Source organism: Kitasatospora sp. NBC_00240 (assembly GCF_026342405.1).
Classification (GTDB): Bacteria; Actinomycetota; Actinomycetes; order Streptomycetales; family Streptomycetaceae; genus Kitasatospora.
Window position 1 is genome coordinate 6853809 of record NZ_JAPEMU010000001.1, and the last position, 21173, is coordinate 6874981.

General features: G+C 69.4%; 19 protein-coding genes. 15 read left to right on the plus strand and 4 right to left on the minus strand.

Annotated features, from left to right (window positions below):
- Positions 1–184: 184 nt before the first annotated feature.
- From OG689_RS29325 to OG689_RS29355, 7 genes are all read left to right on the plus strand, one after another.
- Positions 185–1504: an aromatic ring-hydroxylating dioxygenase subunit alpha gene (locus tag OG689_RS29325; RefSeq protein ID WP_266323867.1), complete on the plus strand. Its 1320-nt coding sequence runs from the start codon at positions 185–187 to the stop codon at positions 1502–1504.
- The gene (locus OG689_RS29330) at positions 1501–2013 is read left to right on the plus strand and encodes an aromatic-ring-hydroxylating dioxygenase subunit beta (protein ID WP_266323868.1); all 513 of its coding nucleotides are present in this window, start codon (positions 1501–1503) and stop codon (positions 2011–2013) included. The genes OG689_RS29325 and OG689_RS29330 overlap by 4 nt, the downstream gene beginning before the upstream one ends.
- A 185-nt stretch (positions 2014–2198) precedes the next feature.
- Positions 2199–2591: a carboxymuconolactone decarboxylase family protein gene (locus tag OG689_RS29335; protein ID WP_266323869.1), complete on the plus strand. Its 393-nt coding sequence runs from the start codon at positions 2199–2201 to the stop codon at positions 2589–2591.
- Positions 2581–3105, plus strand: coding sequence for a hypothetical protein (locus OG689_RS29340; RefSeq protein ID WP_266323870.1), 525 nt, complete (start codon positions 2581–2583; stop codon positions 3103–3105). The genes OG689_RS29335 and OG689_RS29340 overlap by 11 nt, the downstream gene beginning before the upstream one ends.
- A gap of 170 nt (positions 3106–3275) precedes the next feature.
- Entirely contained in the window at positions 3276–4322 is a 1047-nt protein-coding gene (locus OG689_RS29345; protein WP_266323871.1) for a hypothetical protein, read from the plus strand.
- A gap of 147 nt (positions 4323–4469) precedes the next feature.
- Positions 4470–5126, plus strand: coding sequence for an NAD(P)H-dependent oxidoreductase (locus OG689_RS29350; protein WP_266323872.1), 657 nt, complete (start codon positions 4470–4472; stop codon positions 5124–5126).
- Between the two features lie 158 nt (positions 5127–5284).
- Positions 5285–6514, plus strand: a complete 1230-nt coding sequence (locus tag OG689_RS29355; RefSeq protein WP_266323873.1) for a 3-deoxy-7-phosphoheptulonate synthase — start codon at positions 5285–5287, stop codon at positions 6512–6514.
- A gap of 126 nt (positions 6515–6640) precedes the next feature.
- Here OG689_RS29355 and OG689_RS29360 read toward each other — a convergent pair whose 3' ends face one another.
- Positions 6641–6847, minus strand: a complete 207-nt coding sequence (locus OG689_RS29360) for a hypothetical protein (RefSeq protein ID WP_266323874.1) — start codon at positions 6845–6847, stop codon at positions 6641–6643.
- Positions 6848–7243: 396 nt separating this feature from the next.
- Here OG689_RS29360 and OG689_RS29365 point away from each other — a divergent pair, with 396 nt between their 5' ends.
- The 3 genes from OG689_RS29365 to OG689_RS29375 all read left to right on the plus strand — a co-directional run bounded on the left by OG689_RS29365 (position 7244) and on the right by OG689_RS29375 (position 10893).
- Positions 7244–8707 (plus strand): MFS transporter, encoded by a 1464-nt coding sequence (locus OG689_RS29365; protein WP_266323875.1) that lies wholly within the window; start codon positions 7244–7246, stop codon positions 8705–8707.
- A gap of 510 nt (positions 8708–9217) precedes the next feature.
- On the plus strand, positions 9218–9643 hold the full coding sequence (locus OG689_RS29370; RefSeq protein WP_266323876.1) for a hypothetical protein: 426 nt from the start codon (positions 9218–9220) through the stop codon (positions 9641–9643).
- An 89-nt stretch (positions 9644–9732) separates the two neighbouring features.
- Positions 9733–10893, plus strand: a complete 1161-nt coding sequence (locus OG689_RS29375) for a hypothetical protein (protein WP_266323877.1) — start codon at positions 9733–9735, stop codon at positions 10891–10893.
- 349 nt (positions 10894–11242) lie between these two features.
- Here the strand turns inward: OG689_RS29375 and OG689_RS29380 are convergent, their stop codons facing one another.
- The 3 genes from OG689_RS29380 to OG689_RS29390 are packed head-to-tail and all read right to left on the minus strand — an operon-like array spanning position 11243 to position 14031.
- Positions 11243–12193: a BadF/BadG/BcrA/BcrD ATPase family protein gene (locus tag OG689_RS29380; protein ID WP_266323878.1), complete on the minus strand. Its 951-nt coding sequence runs from the start codon at positions 12191–12193 to the stop codon at positions 11243–11245.
- Positions 12190–13125: an N-acetylmuramic acid 6-phosphate etherase gene (locus OG689_RS29385; RefSeq protein WP_266323879.1), complete on the minus strand. Its 936-nt coding sequence runs from the start codon at positions 13123–13125 to the stop codon at positions 12190–12192. Before OG689_RS29385 ends, OG689_RS29380 begins: the two co-directional genes overlap by 4 nt.
- Before the next feature lie 27 nt (positions 13126–13152).
- Positions 13153–14031 (minus strand): MurR/RpiR family transcriptional regulator, encoded by an 879-nt coding sequence (locus OG689_RS29390; protein ID WP_266317764.1) that lies wholly within the window; start codon positions 14029–14031, stop codon positions 13153–13155.
- 365 nt (positions 14032–14396) lie between these two features.
- Here OG689_RS29390 and OG689_RS29395 point away from each other — a divergent pair, with 365 nt between their 5' ends.
- The 5 genes from OG689_RS29395 to OG689_RS29415 all read left to right on the plus strand — a co-directional run bounded on the left by OG689_RS29395 (position 14397) and on the right by OG689_RS29415 (position 21087).
- Positions 14397–15452, plus strand: coding sequence for an ABC transporter substrate-binding protein (locus OG689_RS29395; RefSeq protein WP_266317763.1), 1056 nt, complete (start codon positions 14397–14399; stop codon positions 15450–15452).
- Between the two features lie 5 nt (positions 15453–15457).
- Positions 15458–16306, plus strand: coding sequence for an ABC transporter permease (locus tag OG689_RS29400; protein WP_266317762.1), 849 nt, complete (start codon positions 15458–15460; stop codon positions 16304–16306).
- The gene (locus OG689_RS29405) at positions 16285–17103 is read left to right on the plus strand and encodes an ABC transporter ATP-binding protein (protein ID WP_266323880.1); all 819 of its coding nucleotides are present in this window, start codon (positions 16285–16287) and stop codon (positions 17101–17103) included. Before OG689_RS29400 ends, OG689_RS29405 begins: the two co-directional genes overlap by 22 nt.
- 10 nt (positions 17104–17113) lie before the next feature.
- A complete protein-coding gene (locus OG689_RS29410; RefSeq protein ID WP_266323881.1) occupies positions 17114–19414 on the plus strand; it encodes a beta-N-acetylglucosaminidase domain-containing protein in 2301 nt (766 codons plus the stop codon).
- A gap of 80 nt (positions 19415–19494) precedes the next feature.
- A complete protein-coding gene (locus OG689_RS29415) occupies positions 19495–21087 on the plus strand; it encodes a discoidin domain-containing protein (RefSeq protein WP_266323882.1) in 1593 nt (530 codons plus the stop codon).
- The last annotated feature ends 86 nt before the right edge of the window (positions 21088–21173 follow it).

The following is a 21173-nucleotide window of genomic DNA, read 5'->3' on the forward strand; positions in this document are numbered from 1 at the left end:
AGGAGGGCTGCGGAGTCGTGAACGATCCCCTGTGGTGGGGTTTACGCCCACGCACTGGTGCATTTGATCAGACACACGTCGGGGGTCGGGTGTGCACCATGCAGCCGGAGTGCGGCGATGCGGCCGCACGCACGGCCGAGGTGGTCGTCAGAACCGCCCAGAAACTACAGCGAAAGAGGAAGCAGTGACGATCGAACTGCAGCGGATGGTGGACGACCCGATCGTCGTCGATGATTTAGAGCACCTCTCGTTCCGGGTGGATCGCCGTGCCTACACGGACGACGACGTGGCCGCGCAGGAGATGGCCAGGATCTTCGATCGCTGCTGGTTGTACCTCGGACACGAATCAGAGGTGCCCGAGCCGGGCTCCTACGTGTCACGCGACGTCGGCGGGCGCCCGGTGGTCATGTCGCGCGGGTCCGACGGGGTGATCCGGGTGTTTGCCAACAGCTGCACTCACCGCGGGGCCCTGATCTGCTCGCAGCCGGCCGGGCAGGCCAAGTCGTTCCGGTGCCCTTACCACGACTGGACGTTCTCCAACCAGGGCGATCTGGTCGGGGTTCCGATTCCGGACGGGTACGGGCCGAACTTTCGGAAGGCTGACTTCGGCCTGGCGCAGCACCGTAGTGACAGCTACCGCGGTTTTGTCTTCGTCACCTTCGATCCGCAGCAGCCGCGCACCTTGACCGAGTACCTGGCGGGAGCCACGGACTACCTCGATCTGATCGACGACCAGTCCGAGGTCGGAATGGAGGTGATCCAAGGCGCGCAACTCCACGGGGCTCAGGCCAACTGGAAGCTCATGATGGAGAACAGCGTCGACATCTACCACTTCCGAGCACTGCACAAGCGTTACGTCAGTTACATGCAGTCGCTCGGGTCGGTGCCGCCGCGACGACGAGGTGGCTTCGGCGTCGGCCTCGGCCTGGGTCATGGGGCCAACGAGCTGCCGCCGGCCGCGGCCCGCCCGCTAGCCCACTGGACGCCGATGTTCGGTCCCGAGGTCCGGCCGCAAATCGAGGCGACCGCCGCACGTTTCGTCGAACGGTTCGGCGCCGAACGCGCCGAACGGATCACCGGCACCAACCGCGCGTTGCTGATCTTCCCCAACCTGCTGATCATCGACGCGATTGCGATCACGATTCGCAAGATCGATCCGATCGGCGCCGATCGGATGGCCATCACCTCGGTCGCGCTGGCCCCCAAGGACGAGGATCCGGCGATCCGGGAACTCCGCAAGAGTCACTACCTGACGTTCCTCGGTCCCGCGGGCTTCGCCACTCCCGACGACATCGAGATCGTCGAGTCGTGCCAGCGAGGTTACGCCAACCGCACGGTGCGCTACTCGGATCTGTCGCGCGGTATGAACAAGGAGATCCCCGAGACGACCGACGAGCTTCCTGCCCGCGAATTCTGGCGGCAGTGGGACCGGCTGATGCACGGCGACGACGGTCACTTCGAGGTCGCTCACCAGGTCGAGCTGCAGGGGGCGGAAATCCAGTGACCAGCGAAGTGATGATCGACGACACCGCCCAGTTGAGGCTGTGGCACCGGGTTAGCCAGTTCCTTTTCCGGGAGGCTCGGATGCTCGACGAGTGGCGTCTGATCGAGTGGTACGACGAGATGCTGACCGACGACATCCGCTACGTGGTGCCGGCCACCGACGTCCGCGGCGAGTCGGCCGACGCGCTCGGGCTCATCGACGACAATCCTGCCCGGCTTCGCCAGCGGATCGAGCAACTCCTCAATGGTGAGGTGTGGTGCGAGGACCCTCGGTCGCGGACGAATCGCGTGATCAGCAACGTGGAAATCCTGGCTGATCAGGGCAGCTACCTCGAGGTGGCGGCAAATGTCGTCGCCTACCGCTTCGGGCACGGCCGCTCCGACGCTTACGTCGGAAAGTACCGGTTCGAACTCGTCCCCGAGGGCGAGTCGTTCCGGATCCGGAACCGGGTCGTGGTGCTCGACCACGAGACGTTGTACGAGCACGGCAAGCTCAGCATCGTTCTGTGACAGGGCGATGACGGCGGCCGGCCCCGGCGGCTTCCCGACCGTCGCCGCCGCCGAGCCGGGTCTCCCTCGCGAGGTCTGCGTCCTCAGTGTCGTCGGCGGCTGTGTCATGTCGGGGCCGGGCTGGTCCTCGTCTTCATGACGCCGTGACGTTGACAACCATTCGTCCCATATGGAGGAGTCGATCGATGGATCAGCCGTCTAACCGGCGCGAGCGGGGTGAAGCCGTCTTCAAGGAGCTCTTCGGCCGCGAACCGCGCCCGGGTTCCTACCCGGAGTTCCTGCAGATCACCGTCGACCACTTGTTCGGTGAGATCTGGGCCCGCCCGCACCTGAGCATCGAGGAGCGCGAACTGGTCGCACTGACCGCGGTCGCGCTGGCGCGGACCGATTGGGAGTTGCGGGGCCACATCGGCGCCTCCCTGAACCTCGGGATGTCGCGAGAGAAGATCGTCGAGGTCATCATCCAACTCGCCTACTACGGCGGCTGGCCGGTCGCCAACAACGGACTGCGCGTCGCCCAGGAGGTCTTCGCCGAGCTGGACGAGGCTGCCGGGAAGGACGCGGACGATGACCAGTGAAACGTATTCTCTCGAGCCGGCGGAGAAGGTCGACCTCTGGCGCCAGCGGTACTTCGAGGCCCAGGCGGCCGCGGAGGAGTTCGTCCTGGGAGAGCACGGCGAAGAAGGCCTGGCCGGATGGATCGATGCGAACTCCCGCATCACCGCGGAACTGCTGCGGGCGCAACGGCCCGACGGGGTATCGGCTGCCGATCACTTCATGACCCGACTGCAACGTCAGCTCATGCTGTACGACTCGGCGGTGTCCATCGAGCCGCAGCCCTCGGGCAGCGTCCTGCGCAACGCGGACTGCGGGATCCTTCGGTACCGCAAGGAGGCTGCCCGCGACGGCGTCGTCCTGACGTTCAAGTCACCGTGCGGGTACTGCCAGAATCTCAACACCGCCATCGCCACCCGCTACGTGGAACCGGACGTCACGGTGTCGTCCGACCAGGCGGGCGACGGGTGCACCTGGCGCGCGGAGCGTCTGCACGCTCCGGAGGAGGACGCGGCCGACTCACCGCAGCGCGGATGAGCTGCTGATTGAACCGACGGCAGTGCCGTTTCCCGCCGGTCGGCCGAGATCGGCGTTCGGCGGTGCCACCGACTCGGACATCTTTTCGCGACTTCGCCGGACCCCCGACCGAAGCGTCTTCCAGCACTTCTCGCACCCGTCTATCGGAGTGATCAGGCATGCCTTTGTCGATGGCCGACAAAATGATCCGTCTAAACCTGATGTCGTTCCCGCGCCCCCTCAATGTGGCGCAGTTCTACCCGGCGCTTTCGACGTACAGCGTCGAGCAGCCTTTTTCGCTCGAAGATTTTCGGGACGCAGTCGGTCACTTCTTCGACAAGAACCCGCTCTTCTCGAAGTGTCATGTGATCGAGCGGGAGTTCGAAAGCCCGGAAGAATTCCCGGTCGAATCCTTTCAGGGGATCGTGCTCGACGAGTACCCCAATTACTACGACGGATTCCTGTTGATGTCCGTCACCTACAGGTCGAACCCCAACATCCAGGGGATCTTCACGGCCTTCCCCATGTCGGTGCAGGACGGCTACCGGTGCTTCCGGTTCCACCAGGCGCTGATGAGCACCATGAAGGCGGGCGAGGACCGGTTCCGTATCGCGGAGGCGATAGCGGAGCTCCAGCTGCAGACCGCTGACCTGGACCAGTACCTCCCCGTGCGGAAGCCGTCCGTCGACGAGAACGAAACGGTGCGCGTCATGCCCTGGACGGTCCGGGAGACCGTCGAGCCGGCCGTGAAGATCGGTTCATTTCTCGACAAGGTCAAGGCGGAGTTCCACAAGAGGTCCAGCGAGAACATTCTCGTGATGAAGAACGCCTCGTACGGAGCAAGTCTTCCCTTCGGAAACCATCTCATGTTCCTGTTCGTGCCGCGCGAGGTGGTCGACCGGAGCAGTGGTGGTCAGATTCGCGACTACTACAAGGAGTTGGCGGTCGAATCGGAGAAGACCGTCGCGCAGTTGGAGACGCCGGAGGACTTCGCACGAGCCGGCGCGGCTGTACTCCCGTGGATAGGCACGCACCCCCGTCGATTCGGCGTCAACAACTACGGCGACGTCTCGCGGTACGACGGGTCGGACTTCCTTCCGGCCAAGGGGACCCTCGTGCAGTACCAGTGGCACATGCCGTACGTCGTCTCGCGCGGAGCGGCCGAGGAAGGCTCGGGAATGCACATGACCATTACCATCAACGGTAAGGCCTTCCATTTCCTGACAGAACGGCGGTAGGGAACCGAACGGCGTCCGACGGGTAAGCATTCACTTCTTGAGCGGTTGAGGCTGCCTCGGAGTGCGGCCACGGGCGCTTCGTCAGGTGGCCGCACTTGGGTGACGTGGTCCTGAACGGCGTTGAGCGGAAAAGGGAGGTTCCTCCAGATGAAGATCATTGCATTGTCCTGTACGCAGAAGCGGCTCCCTTCGGTGACGGACGCGTTGCTCGAGGCGGCGATTTCCGGCCTCGTCAAAGAGGTCGGTGACGCGGAGATCCAGCGGATCCGGTTGATCGACCATCGCATCGCGATGTGCGAGGCCGAGGACACCTGCCTCGATCCCGCGGTGGGCCGATGCACGCTCGACGACGATTTCGAGCGTGTCGTCGACATGGCCGAGGGTGCGCAGGCGATGCTGCTCGCCATGCCGGTGTACGGGGGGAACGTGCCCTCGGTGTTGAAGATATTCCAGGAGCGTTTGAAGAGCTTCATGAACGCCACGCACCGTCCTTTCGGCAACCTGCAGGTGGGGACGATCGTGCATTCGCGCACGATGCTGACCGAGCCCGCACTGGGAGCGTTGTTCCCGTGGTACCTGCGCCTGAAGAACAGGAACGTGGCTTCGGCGTGCGTCAGCCAGAACGACCATGAGGACCTGACCCGCACCGCGGCTATCGACCTGTCTGCGGCCGTGGGCCGCCAACTCGGCATGACCCTCGACCTCAGCCGGTCGCCGGCCGAACAACGCACGCTACTGCCGTTGGTTCAGTCGCCGCCTCGTCCGCGGTGCGGCGACCAGGCCGCGTCGATTGCTGGAGCGTGATCAGGACGGTACGACCGTTCTGATCGATCCGGTGCGCGACCTGCCCACCTGAGTAGTTGTCCGCCTTCGCCTTCCGGAAGAGGCTGAATTCCGGTTGGCCATCGGCGAAATGTCTGCAACTTTGGAGCGACGAGCTTCCGATCCGGGGGATCAAACTCGTGACCACGCCTCTTACTCTCACACCGTTAGCTGAAACCGACTTCACTTCGGACCCGGAGCGCGAGGGTCAATGGCTTCGCACTCTGCCGGCCCAGCAGCAACCGCGGTGGAAGGACCACCGTCTGGCTGAACGGCTCAGCGGCGCACTCGGTGACCTGCCCGGCCTGGTGACCTGGGACGAGGTACGCCATCTGCGGCTGCTCCTCGCCGAGGTCGCGGCCGGCGGACTGCAGATCCTGCAGGCGGGCGACTGCGCCGAGGATCCCGCGGACTGCGTTCCCGAGGTGCTCAGACGCAAGGCCGGCATGCTCGACGCGCTGGCCGGGGCGATGCAAGCCCGAACCGGCCTGTCCGTGGTGCGGGTAGGTCGGATCGCGGGTCAGTTCGCCAAGCCCCGCTCCGCCGACCTGGAGCGGCACGGCGAGCTCGAACTACCGACATTCCGCGGCCACTTGATCAACGACCCGCAGCCCGATCCGCAGCTGCGCCAGCCGGATCCGGCGCGCCTGCTCACCGGCTACCGGGCCGCTCACGCCGGAACGGAATTCCTGCGCCGACTCGGCGGCGCCTGGGGCCTGCCGGCCGCGGTACCTGTGTGGACGAGCCACGAGGCCCTCGTGCTGGACTACGAGCTGCCGCTGCTGCGTCGTGGCCAGCGAGGCTTGCTGCTGTCCTCGACACACTGGCCGTGGATCGGGGACCGCACCCGCCAGCTGGACGGTGCGCACGTGCAGCTGCTGGCCCGGGTCGAGAATCCGGTGGCCTGCAAGGTCGGCCCGACGATGACACCCGCCGAGCTGACCCAACTCTGTTCGGTCCTGGACCCGGCCCGTACGCCCGGCCGACTGACGCTCATCTCCCGGATGGGCGCGGATCGGGTCGCGGAGTGGCTGCCACCGTTGATGGCCGCTGTCCGCGACGCGGGGCATCCGGTCATCTGGCTGTCCGATCCGATGCACGGCAACACCCGGAGCGGCCCCTTGGGCCGCAAGACCCGCCTGCTGACCAGCGTCACGCGTGAGGTGGAGCTCTTCCAGGAGGCGGCCACCGTGGAGAACGTGGTGGCAGGGGGGCTGCACCTGGAAGCCACGCCGGAGAACGTCCGTGAATGTGTGGCGGACGAGTCGTACCTCGACGACCTCCTCGACCCAGCGGGCTACACCACCCTCTGCGACCCGCGCCTCAACATCGACCAGGCCGTGGCAGTCGTGTCGGCCTGGCGTCCTTGAGCGACCCGACCACCGACCACAGCACGACGACCGGCCGCCTGGCGCCTTTGGCGATCCACGTCTGGTCGGTCACGGTGGAGACAGACCTGTTCCGGTGAGGTAGCCGTCGATCGGACGGGTACCGGATCAGCTCCGGCCGGCGGAACCCTTTCGGTTCGCCTGCACGGCCACGGTGGAGCAGGGGCGGGAGATCAGCCGGGAGCGGTCGCCGGGCCGGCAGCAGCACGGCCCGGCGATCGACACCCGTACCGTGCCCCGGCGGTCACCTTCACCACCGGTCAGGCCCAGGACGGCGGCGGGGAACTCGGTGGTGGGCCGGTCCGGCTGCAGCACCCGTGCCGGTCCCACACCTCGCAGAACTCCGGCGACTCCCGCTGCAGCCGCGCCACCAGGCCCTTCCACAGCGTGGTCGGTCATCTGCCCGACCATCGCCGCGTGTTGATCACCGCGGCCGGACCGGGCCTGAACTGGCGCAGCATCGTCGAAGGATGCCAACTCGTGCGTGTGAAAAGCGGGTTCAGGCCCTGCGGCCTCGGTGCCCGGCCCGTTTCCGCTGGTCCGAAGGCTGCACGCAGCGGTCTGGGACGCGCTCACCGGACTGTGTGTCATCGTCGTCGTACTCCCCGCGTGCCGCATGCCTCAGCCCGTTGCCAGTACTTCTTATTACCAGGATGAAAACACTTCAGAACGCGCTGGTACCAGGCTGACGAGGCGAGGATCGTAGACACCGTGAGTGAATCGACTGTGTCGCCCCATTCTTCCGTCCCCCCTCCCGCCACCCCTGTCCGTCCGGACGAACGCACCTCCGCAGCGCCCGAGTTAAGCCCGCTCGGGCTGTTCACCCTGCTGCTCGGGGCCGCGCTGCCGCTCATCGACTTCTTCATCGTCAACGTCGCCCTGCCCACCATCGACCAGGATCTGCAGGCGGGCCCCGCCCTGCTCGAACTCGTCGTCGCGGGCTACGGCGTCGCGTACGCCGTACTCCTCGTCCTGGGCGGCCGCCTCGGCGACACGGTCGGACGCCGCCGGCTCTTCCTGGCCGGCATGGCCGCCTTCGGCCTCACCTCGCTCGCCTGCGGGCTGGCCCCCGACGCCTGGACGCTGGTCGTGGCCCGGGTCGCCCAGGGCGCCGCGGCCGCGCTGATGATGCCGCAGGTGCTCGCCACCATCCAGTCCACCACCCAAGGTCCGCGCAAGGCACGGGCGATGGGCCTCTACGGTGCCACGATCGGGCTCTCCATGGTGGCCGGGCAGATCCTCGGCGGTGTACTCGTCGCGGCCGACATCGCGGGCACGAGCTGGCGTGCAGTGTTCCTGGTGAACGTGCCGGTCGCCCTGCTCGGTCTGATCCTCGCGGCGCGCTCCGTCCCTGAGACCCGCAGCGCACAGCCCGCGTCGGTGGACGTACCGGGCACGCTGCTGCTCGCCGCCTCCCTGATCACCCTGCTGCTGCCGCTGACCGAGGGCCGGGCGGCGGGCTGGCCGGTGTGGACCTGGGTCATGCTGGCACTGTTCCCGGTCTCCGTGGCCGCCTTCTGCTGGATCGAGCTGCGCGCCGACCGGGCGGGCCGGACTCCGCTGGTACCGCCGAGCCTGTTCCGATCAGTACCGCTGCGCAGGGGACTTGCGCTGCTCCTGCCGCTCATGCTCGGGTTCAGCGGCTTTATGTTCGTGTTCGCCGTGGCGCTGCAGCAGGGGCTGCGGATGGGGCCCGTCGAGGCGGGGCTCGCCCTGACGCCGATGGCGGTGGTGTTCTTCCTCGGCTCCCTCGCGGGACCGCGGCTGACCGCACGGTTCGGCAGCCGGGTCGTGACCGCCGGCGGGCTGATCCAGGCGGTGGGCGTCGCGCTGGTCGCCGGGGCGGTCTGGCGGAACTGGCCGGGGCTCGGCATCGCGGAGCTGGCCCCCGGGGTCGCGCTCGCCGGCCTCGGCACGTCATTGCAACAGCCGACGCTCTTCCGCATCGTGCTCTCGGACGTGCCCGCGCACCGGGCCGGTGTGGGCAGCGGCGTCATGATTACCACCCAGCAGTCGGCCTTGGCGCTCGGGGTGGCGACGCTCGGCTCGCTCTTCCTCGCGCTGCTGCCCGGCTCCGGGATGCGGGACGCCCTGCTGATCACGCTGCTCGTCCAGCTGGGTACGGTCGTGCTGACGGTGCTGCTGAGCCTGCGACTGCCGCGCAAGGCGGTCTGAGAGCGCCGGGCCCGCAGACGGGCGGACAGGGTGAAGGCCCGCAACTCCCGCAGGAGTTGCGGGCCTTCACCTGTTGCGCCTTGCCTACGAGGTCTTCGCCGAGCTGGACGACGTTACCGGGAAGGACGCGCCCATGCCGGCCCAGCGACCTGCAACTTCAGCAGTGGACGGGCCCTTGATCCGTCTGCGCTGACCGGCAACGACAGGTGCGCCGGCGATCTCCAGGAGCGTGAGCTCGGCGGATCCGTCCACGGCCACCAGCTCCCCGCGGGGTACTGATCGGCAGCCGCCGAGCAGGCGCGCTCTTGGTTCGCCCCATGAATTGCAGCGGCCGTTCGGGCGTCAACCGTGCTGCAGCCCGATGATCACCCAGGAATTCATCTGCCGGGTCATACGGGCGGCGGCCATTGACCCGTCGGAACCCCGCTGCCTACCGTTTTGCCGCCCACGCAATTCGGACTCCTGGATCGCGTTGACCCGATCAGATGCCCGTCGGCACAAGGAGTTGGCATGTCCGCGCACCCGTGGTGTCTCGGCGTCCTCCTCGCAACGGCTGTGGGCGCGGTCCTCGCGTTGCCCGCCACGCTGGTCGGCATCCACCTGCCGACCAGCGCGCACGTCGCGTCGACATCGACATCGACATCGACATCGACCACGTTCGACGGCGCCAAGTCGGACCTGACGTTCGACGGCGCAGGGGCGGCATCGGGCGGTGGCGGCAACTCCCGCCTGCTGATCGGCTACGCGAACCGGGGCGGCGAACCGGCGCTGGAAGGTCCCCTCCCGAAGCGGCAACTACAGCCTGGTCCCTGCCCACAGCGGCCCGGTCGTCACCGAGGCGGGTGCGAGCAGCGGGGCGGCCCTTGCCGGGTGGCCCTGCTCCCGTGCGGCGACGCGGATTTACCCCTTCACGACGGTCGGCTGAGGGTGCCCTGACCTTCTCCGGGAGCACGATGTCCAGGCCGCCCCGTGCGGGCCCGGACAACTGTGCTCGTCACCGACACCACCCCCTGTAGAGGAAACAGATGTCCATCTCCAAGACGGTTCAGCGCTGCGCCATCACGGTCACCGCGCTGGCATCGACGTTCGCGATCTCGCAGCCGGCATTCGCGGCGGGCGGCAACGTGGCGATCGATTGGTCGATTCCGGATACGCCCGCGTCGGGACTGACCGACATCACCTTCCCGTTGACCGTCAACCCGGATACGGCCCATCAAACGGGCCTGTACTTCGCGCAGGAGTTCGGCTTCAAGAACACCAAGAAGATCGGGTACACGGGCCTGCAGCCGCGCCCCGACAGCGGCGGACACGAGCGGCTGCACGGAGTCTTCTCCTACTTCGGCGCCGGCGTCTCAAGCAGCGACTCGAACTGCTCGACGGGTGCCGACGGAGGTGACGGAGTGAGCTGCGCGGTGGACTTCGACGGGGTCTACGGTCACACATACGCTCTCAAGGTGGCCCGCACCGGTACGGACACCTGGACCGGGACCGCGACCGACACGGTCACCAACGCCTCCCACCACATCGGTACCTACACTGTGCCCGCGGACAGCGGCAACCTGATGGGTTGGTACGTCGGCTTCGTCGAGTACTACCTCGGTGTACCCAGTTGCTCGCAACTCCTGCGCTCCGACGTGGTGTTCGGCGCCCCGACCAGCACCAACGCAGGCGGACCGACCGGCACGAGCAAGGCGGGCAAGGAGTACGCCGACTGCATCGGCCAGGCCGGCTACCAGGCGACGCAGGTCGGCAACGGCACACACGTCGTGCGAGGTTCCCAGCAAACCCGTGCGACGACGAAGCCCGCCGCCGCGCCGGCCGCTGCGCCCACCACACCGGCACAGGCCCCCGCCGCGTCCGGCGCCACCGTCCCTGCCGCGTCGGCACGGGCCGGCGACCCCGCATCCGAGGCGGCCACCCCCACCGGCTCGGCCGGATCGGACCCGACGAGTGCCCCCGCAGGGGAGGACTCGGCTGAGCACCAAGCCGTGGCCGCCACCGGATCGGACCCGACGAGTGCCCCGGGAGAGGAGGACTCGGCTGAGCACCAAGCCGTGGCCGCCACCGGGTCGAACTCCGTCCTGCCGGAAAGCGTGGGCGCGGGCGCCGGTGCGCTCGTCGTCGGGGGCGCCGCGCTGTGGGCGGTCCGGCGCCGCAATAAGCTCAGCCGGTCCACGCACCGGTAGGTCGGACCGCAGCACGCCCACCGCCGCGATCTCCCGCCGTCTTCCCGACCGTGGTCGGGAGGGTACCCCAGCAGGTGGCCAGAGCATGCGGGAGCGCCGGGCCGAGTCCGTCCGCCGCGTCGTCGGCGTCCCCCTGGCGACCGGCAGTTCCCGGTCCGGGGCGCACGCCAGTGTCCTGCCTCTGACCTGCGGAAATGGCACATCGAAGCTCCGGTGGTTGGGGGCGACCTGAGAAGGTCGCCCCGTTCAACCGGAGCTTCACCGCATCCGTGACGGTCCGGTCCGGAAACCTCGCACCACCGGAAGGCCGGCATCGGTGTGAGTGCGGTGGACCACCGGAGAGTACGGGCTACCCGAGCCTGCCGGTACGACGACCTGATGCCGCGTCATGGGCGCTGCCGGCGGCGGCGAGTGCGGGGTCGTCGGCGAGCAGGACGGCGGTGGCCCCAGCGCGGTCGAGCAACTGCCTCAGCCGGTGTTGCAGTGGCCCGGGGCCGGTCGCCACGGAGCCGGCGAGGACGACGGGTCCGTGCAGGTGGTCGTCATTCACGTCGCGGGCGATCCGGCACAGGTGATGTGCCGCCAGGTCGATTGCCGCGACTGCTTCCGGGTCGCCCTGTTGGGCCGCCGGACCGAGCAATGGCGCCAGTGTGGACAGGTGTTGTGGTGTGCCCCGGTAGGACCAGCGGAGCAGGCTGCCGTGGTCGTGGCAGCCGGTGCGGGCGAGGACGGCGCCGACCAGCGGGCCGGTGGAGGCGTTGTCCCGCAGTCCGGCCAGGGCCCGGCGCACGGCCTCGCGGCCGAGCCACTGGCCACCGCCCTCGTCGCCGAGCAGCCAGCCGAGGCCGCCGCTGGTCCGGGTCACCACCCCGTGTTCGACCCTGCAGGCGATCGAGCCGGTGCCGGCGATCAGCACCGTGCCGTCGGGGTCGCTGGTCCCGGCGGCGAAGGCGATGACCGCGTCCGAGGTCAGCTGGAGAGGGGTCCCGGGCTGCAGGGCGAAGGCCCTTCGGGCGTCGGCGGCGAAGGCGTCCACGGCGGCGGGGTCGCCGAGGGCGCGGTAGCCGGAGAGGCCGATCAGGCAGTGCGTCACCCGTCCGGGGTCCGCTCCGTCCAGGGCCTGCCGGACGGCGTCGGCCAGCCGGGCCAGTGCGGTGGCGACGCCATGGGAAGCGGGGTTGCCGCCGGGGGCCGTGCCCCGTCCGAGCACCTGACCGTGCTCGTCCAGTGCGACGGCCCTGGTGGTGGTTCCGCCCACGTCGAGGCCGAGGCCGATGCCGGGGCGGGTGAGGGCGCTCACCGGTACTCCGCGGCGGGCCCCGGTCCGGCCAGAGCCCGGACGGCGGCCCACGGGCGGCCGCCGCACGTGGCCAGTGCCTGACGCGCCGTCATTGGGGTGGCCCCGGCGGCCAGGACCACCAGCGCGGTCGGGGTCTCACCGTCGCAGGAGTCGAGTGCGGCCAGCGCCTCCGCGGGGGTCGCCTGGCATGCGGTGGCAAGGGTGCGGGCCGCCCGTTCGCGCAGCTTGGCGTTGCCGGCCGAGGCGGACACCATCAGGTTGGACCAGGTGTGGCCGCTGCGGACCATCAGGGTGGTGGAGAAGGCGTTGAGGGCGAGCTTCTGGGCGGTGCCGGCCTTCATTCGGGTCGATCCGGTGACCACCTCCGGTCCGGTCGCCAGCACGACGTGCAGGTCGGCGAGGCCGGCGAGCGGGGCCGAGGGGTCGCAGCTGATCAGGGCGGTGCTGGTGCCGACCGTGCGGGCGGCGGTCAGCGCGCCGGCCACGTAGGGAGTGCGGCCGCTGGCGGTGACGCCGATGACCAGGTCCGCCGAGGCCAGGTGGGAGGCGGCGAGGTCGGTGTCGGCACCGTGGTCCTCGGCGTCCTCTCTGGCCCGGTACGCGGCGTCGGGCCCTCCGGCCAGGTGCGGGCAGAGGGTTTCGGGGCCGACCCCGTAGGTGGGTTCCAGCTCCAGCGCGTCCCCCAGGGCGATCCGCCCGCCGGCTCCCGCGCCGAAGTAGTGGATGCGGCCACCCCTCTCCAGCGCCGCGAGCCCGGCCTCGACCAGGTCGCCGAGACCGGGCAGGGCGGCGGCCACCGCGGCCGGCACGGTGGCGTCGGCCTCGTTGATCAGGGTGAGGATCTCCATGGTGTTGAGGCGGTCCAGGCCCATGCTGGCGCCGTTGCGCAGCTCGGTGGGCGGCAGGTGGTCCAGGTGTGCTTCTGCGGGCATGGGAGGTCCTGTCGGGTAGGAGAGCCTTCAGCTTCGGGTGCGACCCAGGGTGCGGCTGCGAACCGCGTCGTGGGCCCGCTCCAGATCGTCCACGGCGCGCGGGTGCGAGCGCTGCGCGAGGGTCACGTACAGGCAGTCGAGGGCGGTGAGTTGGGCGCTGCGGGCGGCGGTGCCGCCGCTGCGGAAAGTGGTCTCCCTGGCGGAGGTGGTCAGCATCAGGTCGGCCTTCTCGGCGGCGGGGGAGCGGGGGCTGCTGGTGATCACGGCCGTGACCGCCCCCGAGCGGCGAGCCTCGGTGAGCACGTCCACCACCTCCCTGGACCGTCCCGAGTGGCTGACGGCGATCACCAGGTCGCCCGGGCGCAGCACGGCGGCGCTCATCAGCGCGGCGTGCACATCGCTCCACCATGCGGCGGCGTGGCCGAGCCTGAGCAGTTTGCGGGCGCCGTCCTCGGCGGCCAGCGCGCTGGAGCCGACGCCGAAGAAGTCGATCCTGCGGGCTGCCTGCGCGGCGTCGGCGACGGCGGCGAGGGCGGTCAGGTCGAGCTGGGCGGCGGTCTCCTCGGCCGCGCGGGCGTTGGCGAAGCCGATCTTGCGGACCACCTGGTCCAGCGGCTCGTCGGGGCCGATGTCGGTTCCGAGGTCCAGCACGGCCCGGCCGTCGGCCCGCAACCGTTCGGCCTCGGCGGCCAGGCCGATCCGCAGTTGGGCGTAGCCGCGCAGGTCCAGGCTCCGGCAGAACCGGTGGACGGTCGCCTCCGAGGTGCCGCAGGCTCGGGCGAGCTCGGAGATGGTGCGCTCGGCGGCGGTGCCCGGGTCCTGGAGGACCAGATCGGCGATGCCGCGCTCGGCCCTGGGGAGGCTGTCGTGGAGGGAGCGGATGTGGTTGAGCAGATCGACTGGCACGGGTGGCGATCCCTTCAGTGTGAAACTTATTTTCTTCAGAGAGCGGGACTGCCTGTCAATCCGCCCGCCTGGCCTGGGTTTTCAGTTCACTTGCGGCAATATGACGCAATATTACTTCTCAGTATGAAAGATATTTGCGGAAATTATTGACTGGATCGCGGGCTCGCCAGCACGATGGGCCCAGTCGGAAACCACTGCGGGAAGGAGAGCACGGTGCGTATCGTCGTCCGCCGTCCGCTCCTCCCGGGCGTCCGCTGTTGCGGCTGATTACCCCGCCGCTTCCCCGCTCATCTCTCGTTGACGCCACGTCGCCCTGCCGTGCCATCCCTGCCCGGACCGTTGCGGGCAGTTCCAAGGAGACCGCCATGCCCCGTTCGCCCGGGTCCGCCGTACCCGCTCTCGGCGCGCTGCTCACTCTGACCGCTGTCACCCTCACCGGCTGCGCCTCCAGCGCCGGCGCCAAGACCTCCGCGGTCGATGCGGCGGCAGTCGCGCTGCCCAGCACCGTCCCCGGCGGTACCACGCTCCGGGTGGCCGACCAGAACCTGCTGCTGCAGACCCTGCTGTCGGCCTCGGGTCAGGACAGCAACCTTCCCTACGACATCAGCTGGTCCGCCTTCCAGGGCGGCCCGGCGATCCTGGAGGCCTTCCGGGCCAAGGCCGTCGACGTCGGTTTCGTCGCCGACGCCCCGGTACTGGTGGCCCGGGCCGCCGGCCAGAAGGTGAGGATCGTCGGAGCGGTGCAGGGCAGCACCAGCTCCACCCACCTGTGGACCTCGCCCACCAGCAAGGCCAGGACCCTGGCCGACCTCAAGGGAGCGAAGGTCGCCGTCACCGAGGGCACCACCCTCCAGGTGGCCGTTCTGCAGGCCCTGAAGAACGCGGGCCTCAAGTCCTCGGACGTCACCCTGGCCAAGCTCTCGCCGGTGGACACTCCGCCGGCACTCGGCGCGAACCAGGTGGACGTCGGCGCCCTGACCGAGCCCCTGGTCTCCAAGTACGACGCCGCCTACAGCGGCAAGGGCGCGCACGAGCTCGACGACGACAAGAACCTCACCAGCGGACTGCAGTTCCTGATCGCCCCCGACGCGGTCACCGCGGACCCGGCCAGGAGTGCCGCAGTGGCCGACCTGTCCGCCCGCTTCACCAGGGCCGAGCTGTGGCTGACCGCGCACAAGGACGTCTGGGTGCAGAAGTACTACGTGGAGACCCAGAAGCTCCCCAAGGCCATCGGGGACGCCGTGGTCGCCGACAGCGGCACCGCCACCATTCCCACCTACGCCGCCGCCACGGCCGCGCTGCAGAAGGTCGCCGACCTGCTGGCTGACTACCAGGCGCTGCCCGCCAAGGTCGATGCCGCCGCCGCCTTCGACCAGCGCTTCGACGCCGTGCAGCAGGCCGCCGCGAAGTCGGCGGGCTGAGGGCCGTGACTGCCGCCGTGCGGGGCACCGAACCCCTCGCCGCCACCCCCGTACCCGCCGCCGCAGGCCGGCGGCCGCCCCGGCCGCTGGGCCCGCGCGCCCGGCGGGTTCCCTTCGCCCGCGCCGTGGGGCCGCTGCTGCTGCTGGCGGTGTGGCAGACCGCCTCCGCCGTCGGCTGGCTGGCCCCGGAGACCCTGGCTCCGCCCGGCACGGTCGCCGCAACAGGATGGGACCTGGCCCGCAGCGGGCAACTGGAGCACCACCTGTGGGTCTCCCTGCAACGGGCCGGCATCGGCCTCGTCTTCGGGGTGGCGGCGGCGGTGCTGCTGGCCCTGGCCGCCGGACTGACCCGGATCGGCGAGGCCGTGATCGACGGCACCGCCCAACTGCTGCGGGCCCTCCCGATCCTGGCCCTGGTACCGCTGGCCATCCTGTGGTTCGGCATCGGCGAGGAGGTGAAGATCATCCTGGTGGCGCTGGGCGTCTTCTTCCCCGTCTACGTCAACACCCAGGCGGTCCTGGCCGGGCTCGACCTCAAGTGGGTCGAACTGGCGCAGGCCGTCCGGCTGAACCGCCGTCAGTTCCTGCTGCGGATCGCCCTTCCCGGGGCCGCGCCCGGGTTCTTCACCGGACTGCGACTCTCGGTCACGGTCTCCTGGCTCGTGCTGGTGGTCAGCGAGCAGATCAACGCCTCCAGCGGCATCGGCTACCTCATGACCGAGGCCAGGACCTTCGGCCAGACGGACGTGATCGTCGTCGGCCTGGTGGTCTACGGACTGCTCGGCCTGGTCTCCGACACCCTGGTCAGACTCCTGGAACGAAAGGCACTGCGATGGCGGACCACCCTGGCCTGACGGACGGCCCCGCGACCGACGGCCCCGCGGTCCGACTGCGCGGGCTGACCCGGTCCTTCGCCGGTCGGACCGTCCTCGACGGCATCGACTTCGACCTCCCGGCCGGGCAGTTCACCGCCCTGCTCGGGCACAGCGGCTCCGGCAAGTCCACGCTGCTGCGCGCGGTGGGCCGACTCGACCACGGGGTGGTCGGTTCCGGCAGCATCGACGTGCCCGGGCAGCACGCGGTGGTGTTCCAGGACGCCCGGCTGCTGCCTTGGGCCCGGGTGCTCGACAACGTGCTGCTGGGCCTGCCCGGACGCGAAGCCCGGGCCGCCGGGCGCACCCTGCTCGGCGAGGTTGGCCTGGCAGACAAGGAACGGGCCTGGCCCGGCACCCTGTCCGGCGGCGAGGCCCAACGCGCCGCCTTGGCACGGGCGTTGATCCGCGAGCCGGGCCTGCTGCTGCTGGACGAGCCCTTCGGGGCCCTGGACGCGCTGACCCGGATCCGGATGCACGCCCTGCTGGTCCGGCTGTGCGCGCGACACCGCCCCGCCGTCCTCCTGGTCACCCATGACGTGGACGAGGCACTGGTCCTCGCCGACCGGGTACTGGTGCTGACGGCCGGCCGGATCTCGTTGGACCTGGACCTGCACCAGGAGGGCCTGGATCCCGACCGCACCCGTGGCACCCCGGCCTTCGCCGGGCTGCGCCGCCGCCTGCTGTCCGAACTCGGTGTGCGTGAGCAGGGCACGCTCGCCGAGGCGTGCCACGCCTCCCTTGATGAACGGTCACCTCTTCAGAACAGTGGGAAGTGAGGATTCCGCCATGTCCATCGCCCGTCCGTTGAGCGCAGTCGCGCTGGCCGCAAGTCTTGCCGTCGGCCTGGCCTTCGCCGGGCCACCGCCCCGTGCCGAGGCGGCCACCGTTCTGCCGGTGGTCTCACCGACCCCGCAGTCCATCCAGGCCACCGGCTCCGATCTGGCGATTCCGGCCGAGGTCAAACTGCTCGCCCCGAGCGGGGCCGACCCGGCGGCGGTGGACGTGGTCACCGCTGCCCTGCGCTCCGCCGGGGCGAAGGTGACCACCGAAGCCACCCCGAGCAGCGCCGCCCTGACCGTCTCCGTCGGCGGACCGGCCGAGAACTCCTACAGCGCCGGACTCCTCACCGAGATCGGGGCCTCCGGTCCGTCCGGACTGGCGTCCGGCGGCTACCGGCTGGCGACCGGCACCGCCGGCATCGGCCAGGTCGCCGTACTGTCCGGCGTGGACGAGGCCGGGACCTTCTACGCCGCGCAGACCCTGCGCCAACTACTGACCGGGGCCGCCACCACGCACACCCTGCCCGGAGTGACCGTCCGCGACTGGCCCGGGTTCGCCCACCGCGGTGGCAAGGAGATCTTCCACGGCACCCCCTGGTCCGCCGCGGACGAGGACGCCGAGGTGGACTTCCTCGCCGCCCACAAGATGAACGCCTTCTCCTTCATGCCCGCCAACGACCCGAGGATCTCCGGCTCGACCTGGCGCGTCCTCTACCCGACCGCCGAGCTGCCCCACATCGCGGAAGTCGTGGCCCGGGGCCGGCGACAGCACGTGGACGTGATGTACCGGATCAACCCCGAGGCCCCGCTGACCCCCTCCGCCGGAATCTGCCACGGCCTGCAGTCCGATCTGGACGCGCTCACCGACCGGCTCCAGCAGGTCTACGACCAGGGCGTACGCACCTTCATCATCGGCTGGGACGACGTCAGCCAGACATTCACCTGCTCATCCGACAACGATGCCTTCGGCTCCGACGCCAGTCCGCTCGCCGCCGCGCAGGCCCACGTCCTCAACTACGTCCAGAAGAACTTCATCGCCACCCACAGCGGTGCCGACCTGATCACCATCCCCACCGGCTACTGGGGCACCGCCGCCAGCACCTACCGCACCCGCCTGAGCGCCCTGATCCCGTCCGGGACCACCGTCTACTGGACCGGCACCGACGTGGACTCCGGCACCATCACCACCGCGCAGGCGACCACCGTGAAGGCCCAGTTCGGCGGACGTCCGCTGCTGATCTTCGACAACTACCCGGTCAACGACTACGTCACCGACCGGCTGCTGCTCGGCCCGCTGCAGGGCCGCAGCAAGGACCTCGACACCGCCACCGTCGGCTTGACGGCCAATCAGGCCATCCAGTACCAGGCCTCGTTGATCCCGCTGTACACCATCGCCGACTACACCTGGAATCCCGCCGCCTACAGTGCCGGCGCCTCCTGGAACAACTCGCTGCTGGAGTTCGCGCACGGTGACACCCAGGCTTACGGGGCGCTGCGGGTGTTCGCCGAGAACAACTACTCCTCCATCCTCACCACCACCGAGTCGCCGACCCTGACCGCCCTCGCGGCGACCTTCTGGTCGGACTACTCCGCGGGCAGGAGCCTCACCAACTCCGGGCAGGCGCTGTACGACTGGTTCGGGCAGATGGCATCGGCGCAGTCGGTGCTCACGGCCAGGCTCGGCAACGCCGAGTTCCTCAGCCAGGCAGAGCCCTGGCTGAACAAGCACACCCGCTACGGGCTGGCCGGGCAGACGGCCGTCCGGCTGGTGCAGGCGGCGGCGAGCGGTGACGGCAGCAAGGCCGCGAGCCTGCAGTCCATCCTCCGTACCCAGCGCACCGACATCGCGGCGATCCGCCAGAGGGTCGCCACCGGGGTGGCCGACACCTTCCTGGCCAAGGCGTCCGCGGTTGCCGTCCCCGACCTGGCGCTGCGGGCGCCGATCACCGCCTCCAGCACCCTCAACAGCGCCCGCGCCCTCGCCTACGCGGTGGACGGCGATTCCAGCACCCGCTGGACCAGCGCCTACGCCGACCCGCAGTGGTTGCGGATCGACCTCGGCACGGTCCGCCAGGTCACCGGCGTGCGGTTGAACTGGGAGGCGGCCTACGCCACGGCCTACCAGGTCCAGGTGTCCACCGACGGCACCACCTGGACCACTCTGTGGTCCACCACGGCCGGCACCGGCGGGGTGGTCGACCTGACCGGGCTCAACGGGAGCGGACGCTACGTCCGGCTCTCCTTCACCAAGCGGGTCAACAACGCCTGGGGGTACTCGCTCTGGGACGTCAACGTCTACGGCCGCTGAACCGCCACCGACCCAGGACGACATCACGCGTCCGAGCTCAGGAGCTTCCCGCTACCGCACGTCACGAGAGGTGACCCGCGATGGAACACCCCCGACACCATCCCAGCACGCCGACCCGGCGGAGCGTCCTGACCGGAGGGGTGGCACTCGCCGCCGTCGCACTGAGCGGCTACTCCGCGCTCGAACTCGCGCCACCGGCCGCGGCTGCCACCCCACCGCCGCCGAGCGATCCGGACTTCCCGGCCGCCGTCCAGCCGGTCGACCTGAGCGTCGACGCCTTCGGCATCGACAACTGGTACGTGTGGTGCGGCACGCCCGCCTACCACCAGGGCCGCTACTACAAGTTCTACTCCCGCTGGCCCACCGGCTCCACCGGACGCGGCAGCGACCCCTCGGAGAGCATCTTCTACGGCTTCAGCGGCTGGATGAAGTACTCCGAGATAGCCCTGGCCGTGGCCGACCACCCGCATGGGCCCTACACCCACGTCAGAACGATCCTCTCCAGCACCGACGACCCCAACCGGTGGGACCAGTACAACGCGCACAACCCGCACGTCCGCGAGTTCGACGGCAAGTGGTACCTCTACTACATCGCCACCAGGCCGACCACCGGCCGGAGCACCATGTGGCTGAACTACCACAAGGGACAACGGATCGGCGTGGTCGTCGCCGACACCTTCGACGACCTCGCCAACGGACGAGGACGTCGAAGCGCCAACCCGATCGCCGGACCCGACTACGTCAGCACCTTCCAGATGGCGGTCAACCCGTCGGTCGACCGGACACCCGCAGGCACCTTCCTGATGACCTACAAGTGCTGGGACAGCCAGAGCCGTTACATCACGGTCGTCGGCACATCCGACTCGCCGGAAGGACCGTTCACCTACGCCGCGAAGGCACTGGCCACCACGACGACTCAAGCCGAGGACCCGTACCTCTGGTACGACCACCAGCGCGCGCGTCACTACGCCGTCGTCAAGGACTTCTACAGTGGCGCCGACCGCACCAACGCCCTGACCCCGCAGTACGGTGCCCTCGCCCTGGTCACCTCGCGGGACGGCATCGTGTGGGACCGGTCGGACCACCCACTGGTATCGCTCAAACAGTTGAAGCTGACGGACGGATCGACTCTCGCACTCGCCAACCTCGAACGACCCCAACTGCTCTTCGACCGCGACACCGACACGCCGATCGCCCTGTTCTGCGCCATGCGCGTCGGCTCCTCCGGCGTCAGCAAGAACGTGTCGGTACCGCTCGCCTTCGCCCCCGTGGACCTCGCCCTCGGGAAGGCGGCGACGGCGTCGAGCACGGCGCTCACGACCGGCCGCGAACCTTCTCTCGCGGTGGACGGCTCCACGACGACCCGCTGGGCCAGCAAGTACGCCGACCCGCAGTGGATTCAGGTCGACCTCGGAGCCGTGTGGCGGGTCACCCGGGTCGACCTGCACTGGGAAGCCGCCTACGGCAGGCAGTACCGCATCCAGGTATCGAGCAATGCCACCACCTGGACCGATGTCTACACCACGACGACCGGGCAAGGCGGCCTGGAGACGCTGACCGGCCTCAGCGGCGTCGGACGTTACATCCGAATGCTCGGAGAGAAACGCGGCACCGGCTACGGCTACTCGCTCTGGCGGTTGAGCGTCTACGGCTCGGCGGACCTCACCCCCTGAGGGCAAAACGGTGAGCCTGCGGCGCGACGACGGAAACCGTTGTCGCGCCGCAGGCCGGCTGTGTCAGGGTCCCTAGGAGGGCCTCC

Bases quoted from the DNA above. Each gene is read 5' to 3' on its own strand.
- OG689_RS29335 (WP_266323869.1), top strand. From the start codon at position 2,199: ATGGATCAGCCGTCTAACCGGCGCGAGCGGGGTGAAGCCGTCTTCAAG.
- OG689_RS29395 (WP_266317763.1), top strand. From the start codon at position 14,397: ATGCCCCGTTCGCCCGGGTCCGCCGTACCCGCTCTCGGCGCGCTGCTC.
- OG689_RS29340 (WP_266323870.1), top strand. From the start codon at position 2,581: ATGACCAGTGAAACGTATTCTCTCGAGCCGGCGGAGAAGGTCGACCTC.
- OG689_RS29385 (WP_266323879.1), bottom strand. From the start codon at position 13,125: ATGCCCGCAGAAGCACACCTGGACCACCTGCCGCCCACCGAGCTGCGC.
- OG689_RS29405 (WP_266323880.1), top strand. From the start codon at position 16,285: ATGGCGGACCACCCTGGCCTGACGGACGGCCCCGCGACCGACGGCCCC.
- OG689_RS29350 (WP_266323872.1), top strand. From the start codon at position 4,470: ATGAAGATCATTGCATTGTCCTGTACGCAGAAGCGGCTCCCTTCGGTG.
- OG689_RS29345 (WP_266323871.1), top strand. From the start codon at position 3,276: ATGGCCGACAAAATGATCCGTCTAAACCTGATGTCGTTCCCGCGCCCC.
- OG689_RS29415 (WP_266323882.1), top strand. From the start codon at position 19,495: ATGGAACACCCCCGACACCATCCCAGCACGCCGACCCGGCGGAGCGTC.
- OG689_RS29410 (WP_266323881.1), top strand. From the start codon at position 17,114: ATGTCCATCGCCCGTCCGTTGAGCGCAGTCGCGCTGGCCGCAAGTCTT.
- OG689_RS29370 (WP_266323876.1), top strand. From the start codon at position 9,218: ATGTCCGCGCACCCGTGGTGTCTCGGCGTCCTCCTCGCAACGGCTGTG.
- OG689_RS29375 (WP_266323877.1), top strand. From the start codon at position 9,733: ATGTCCATCTCCAAGACGGTTCAGCGCTGCGCCATCACGGTCACCGCG.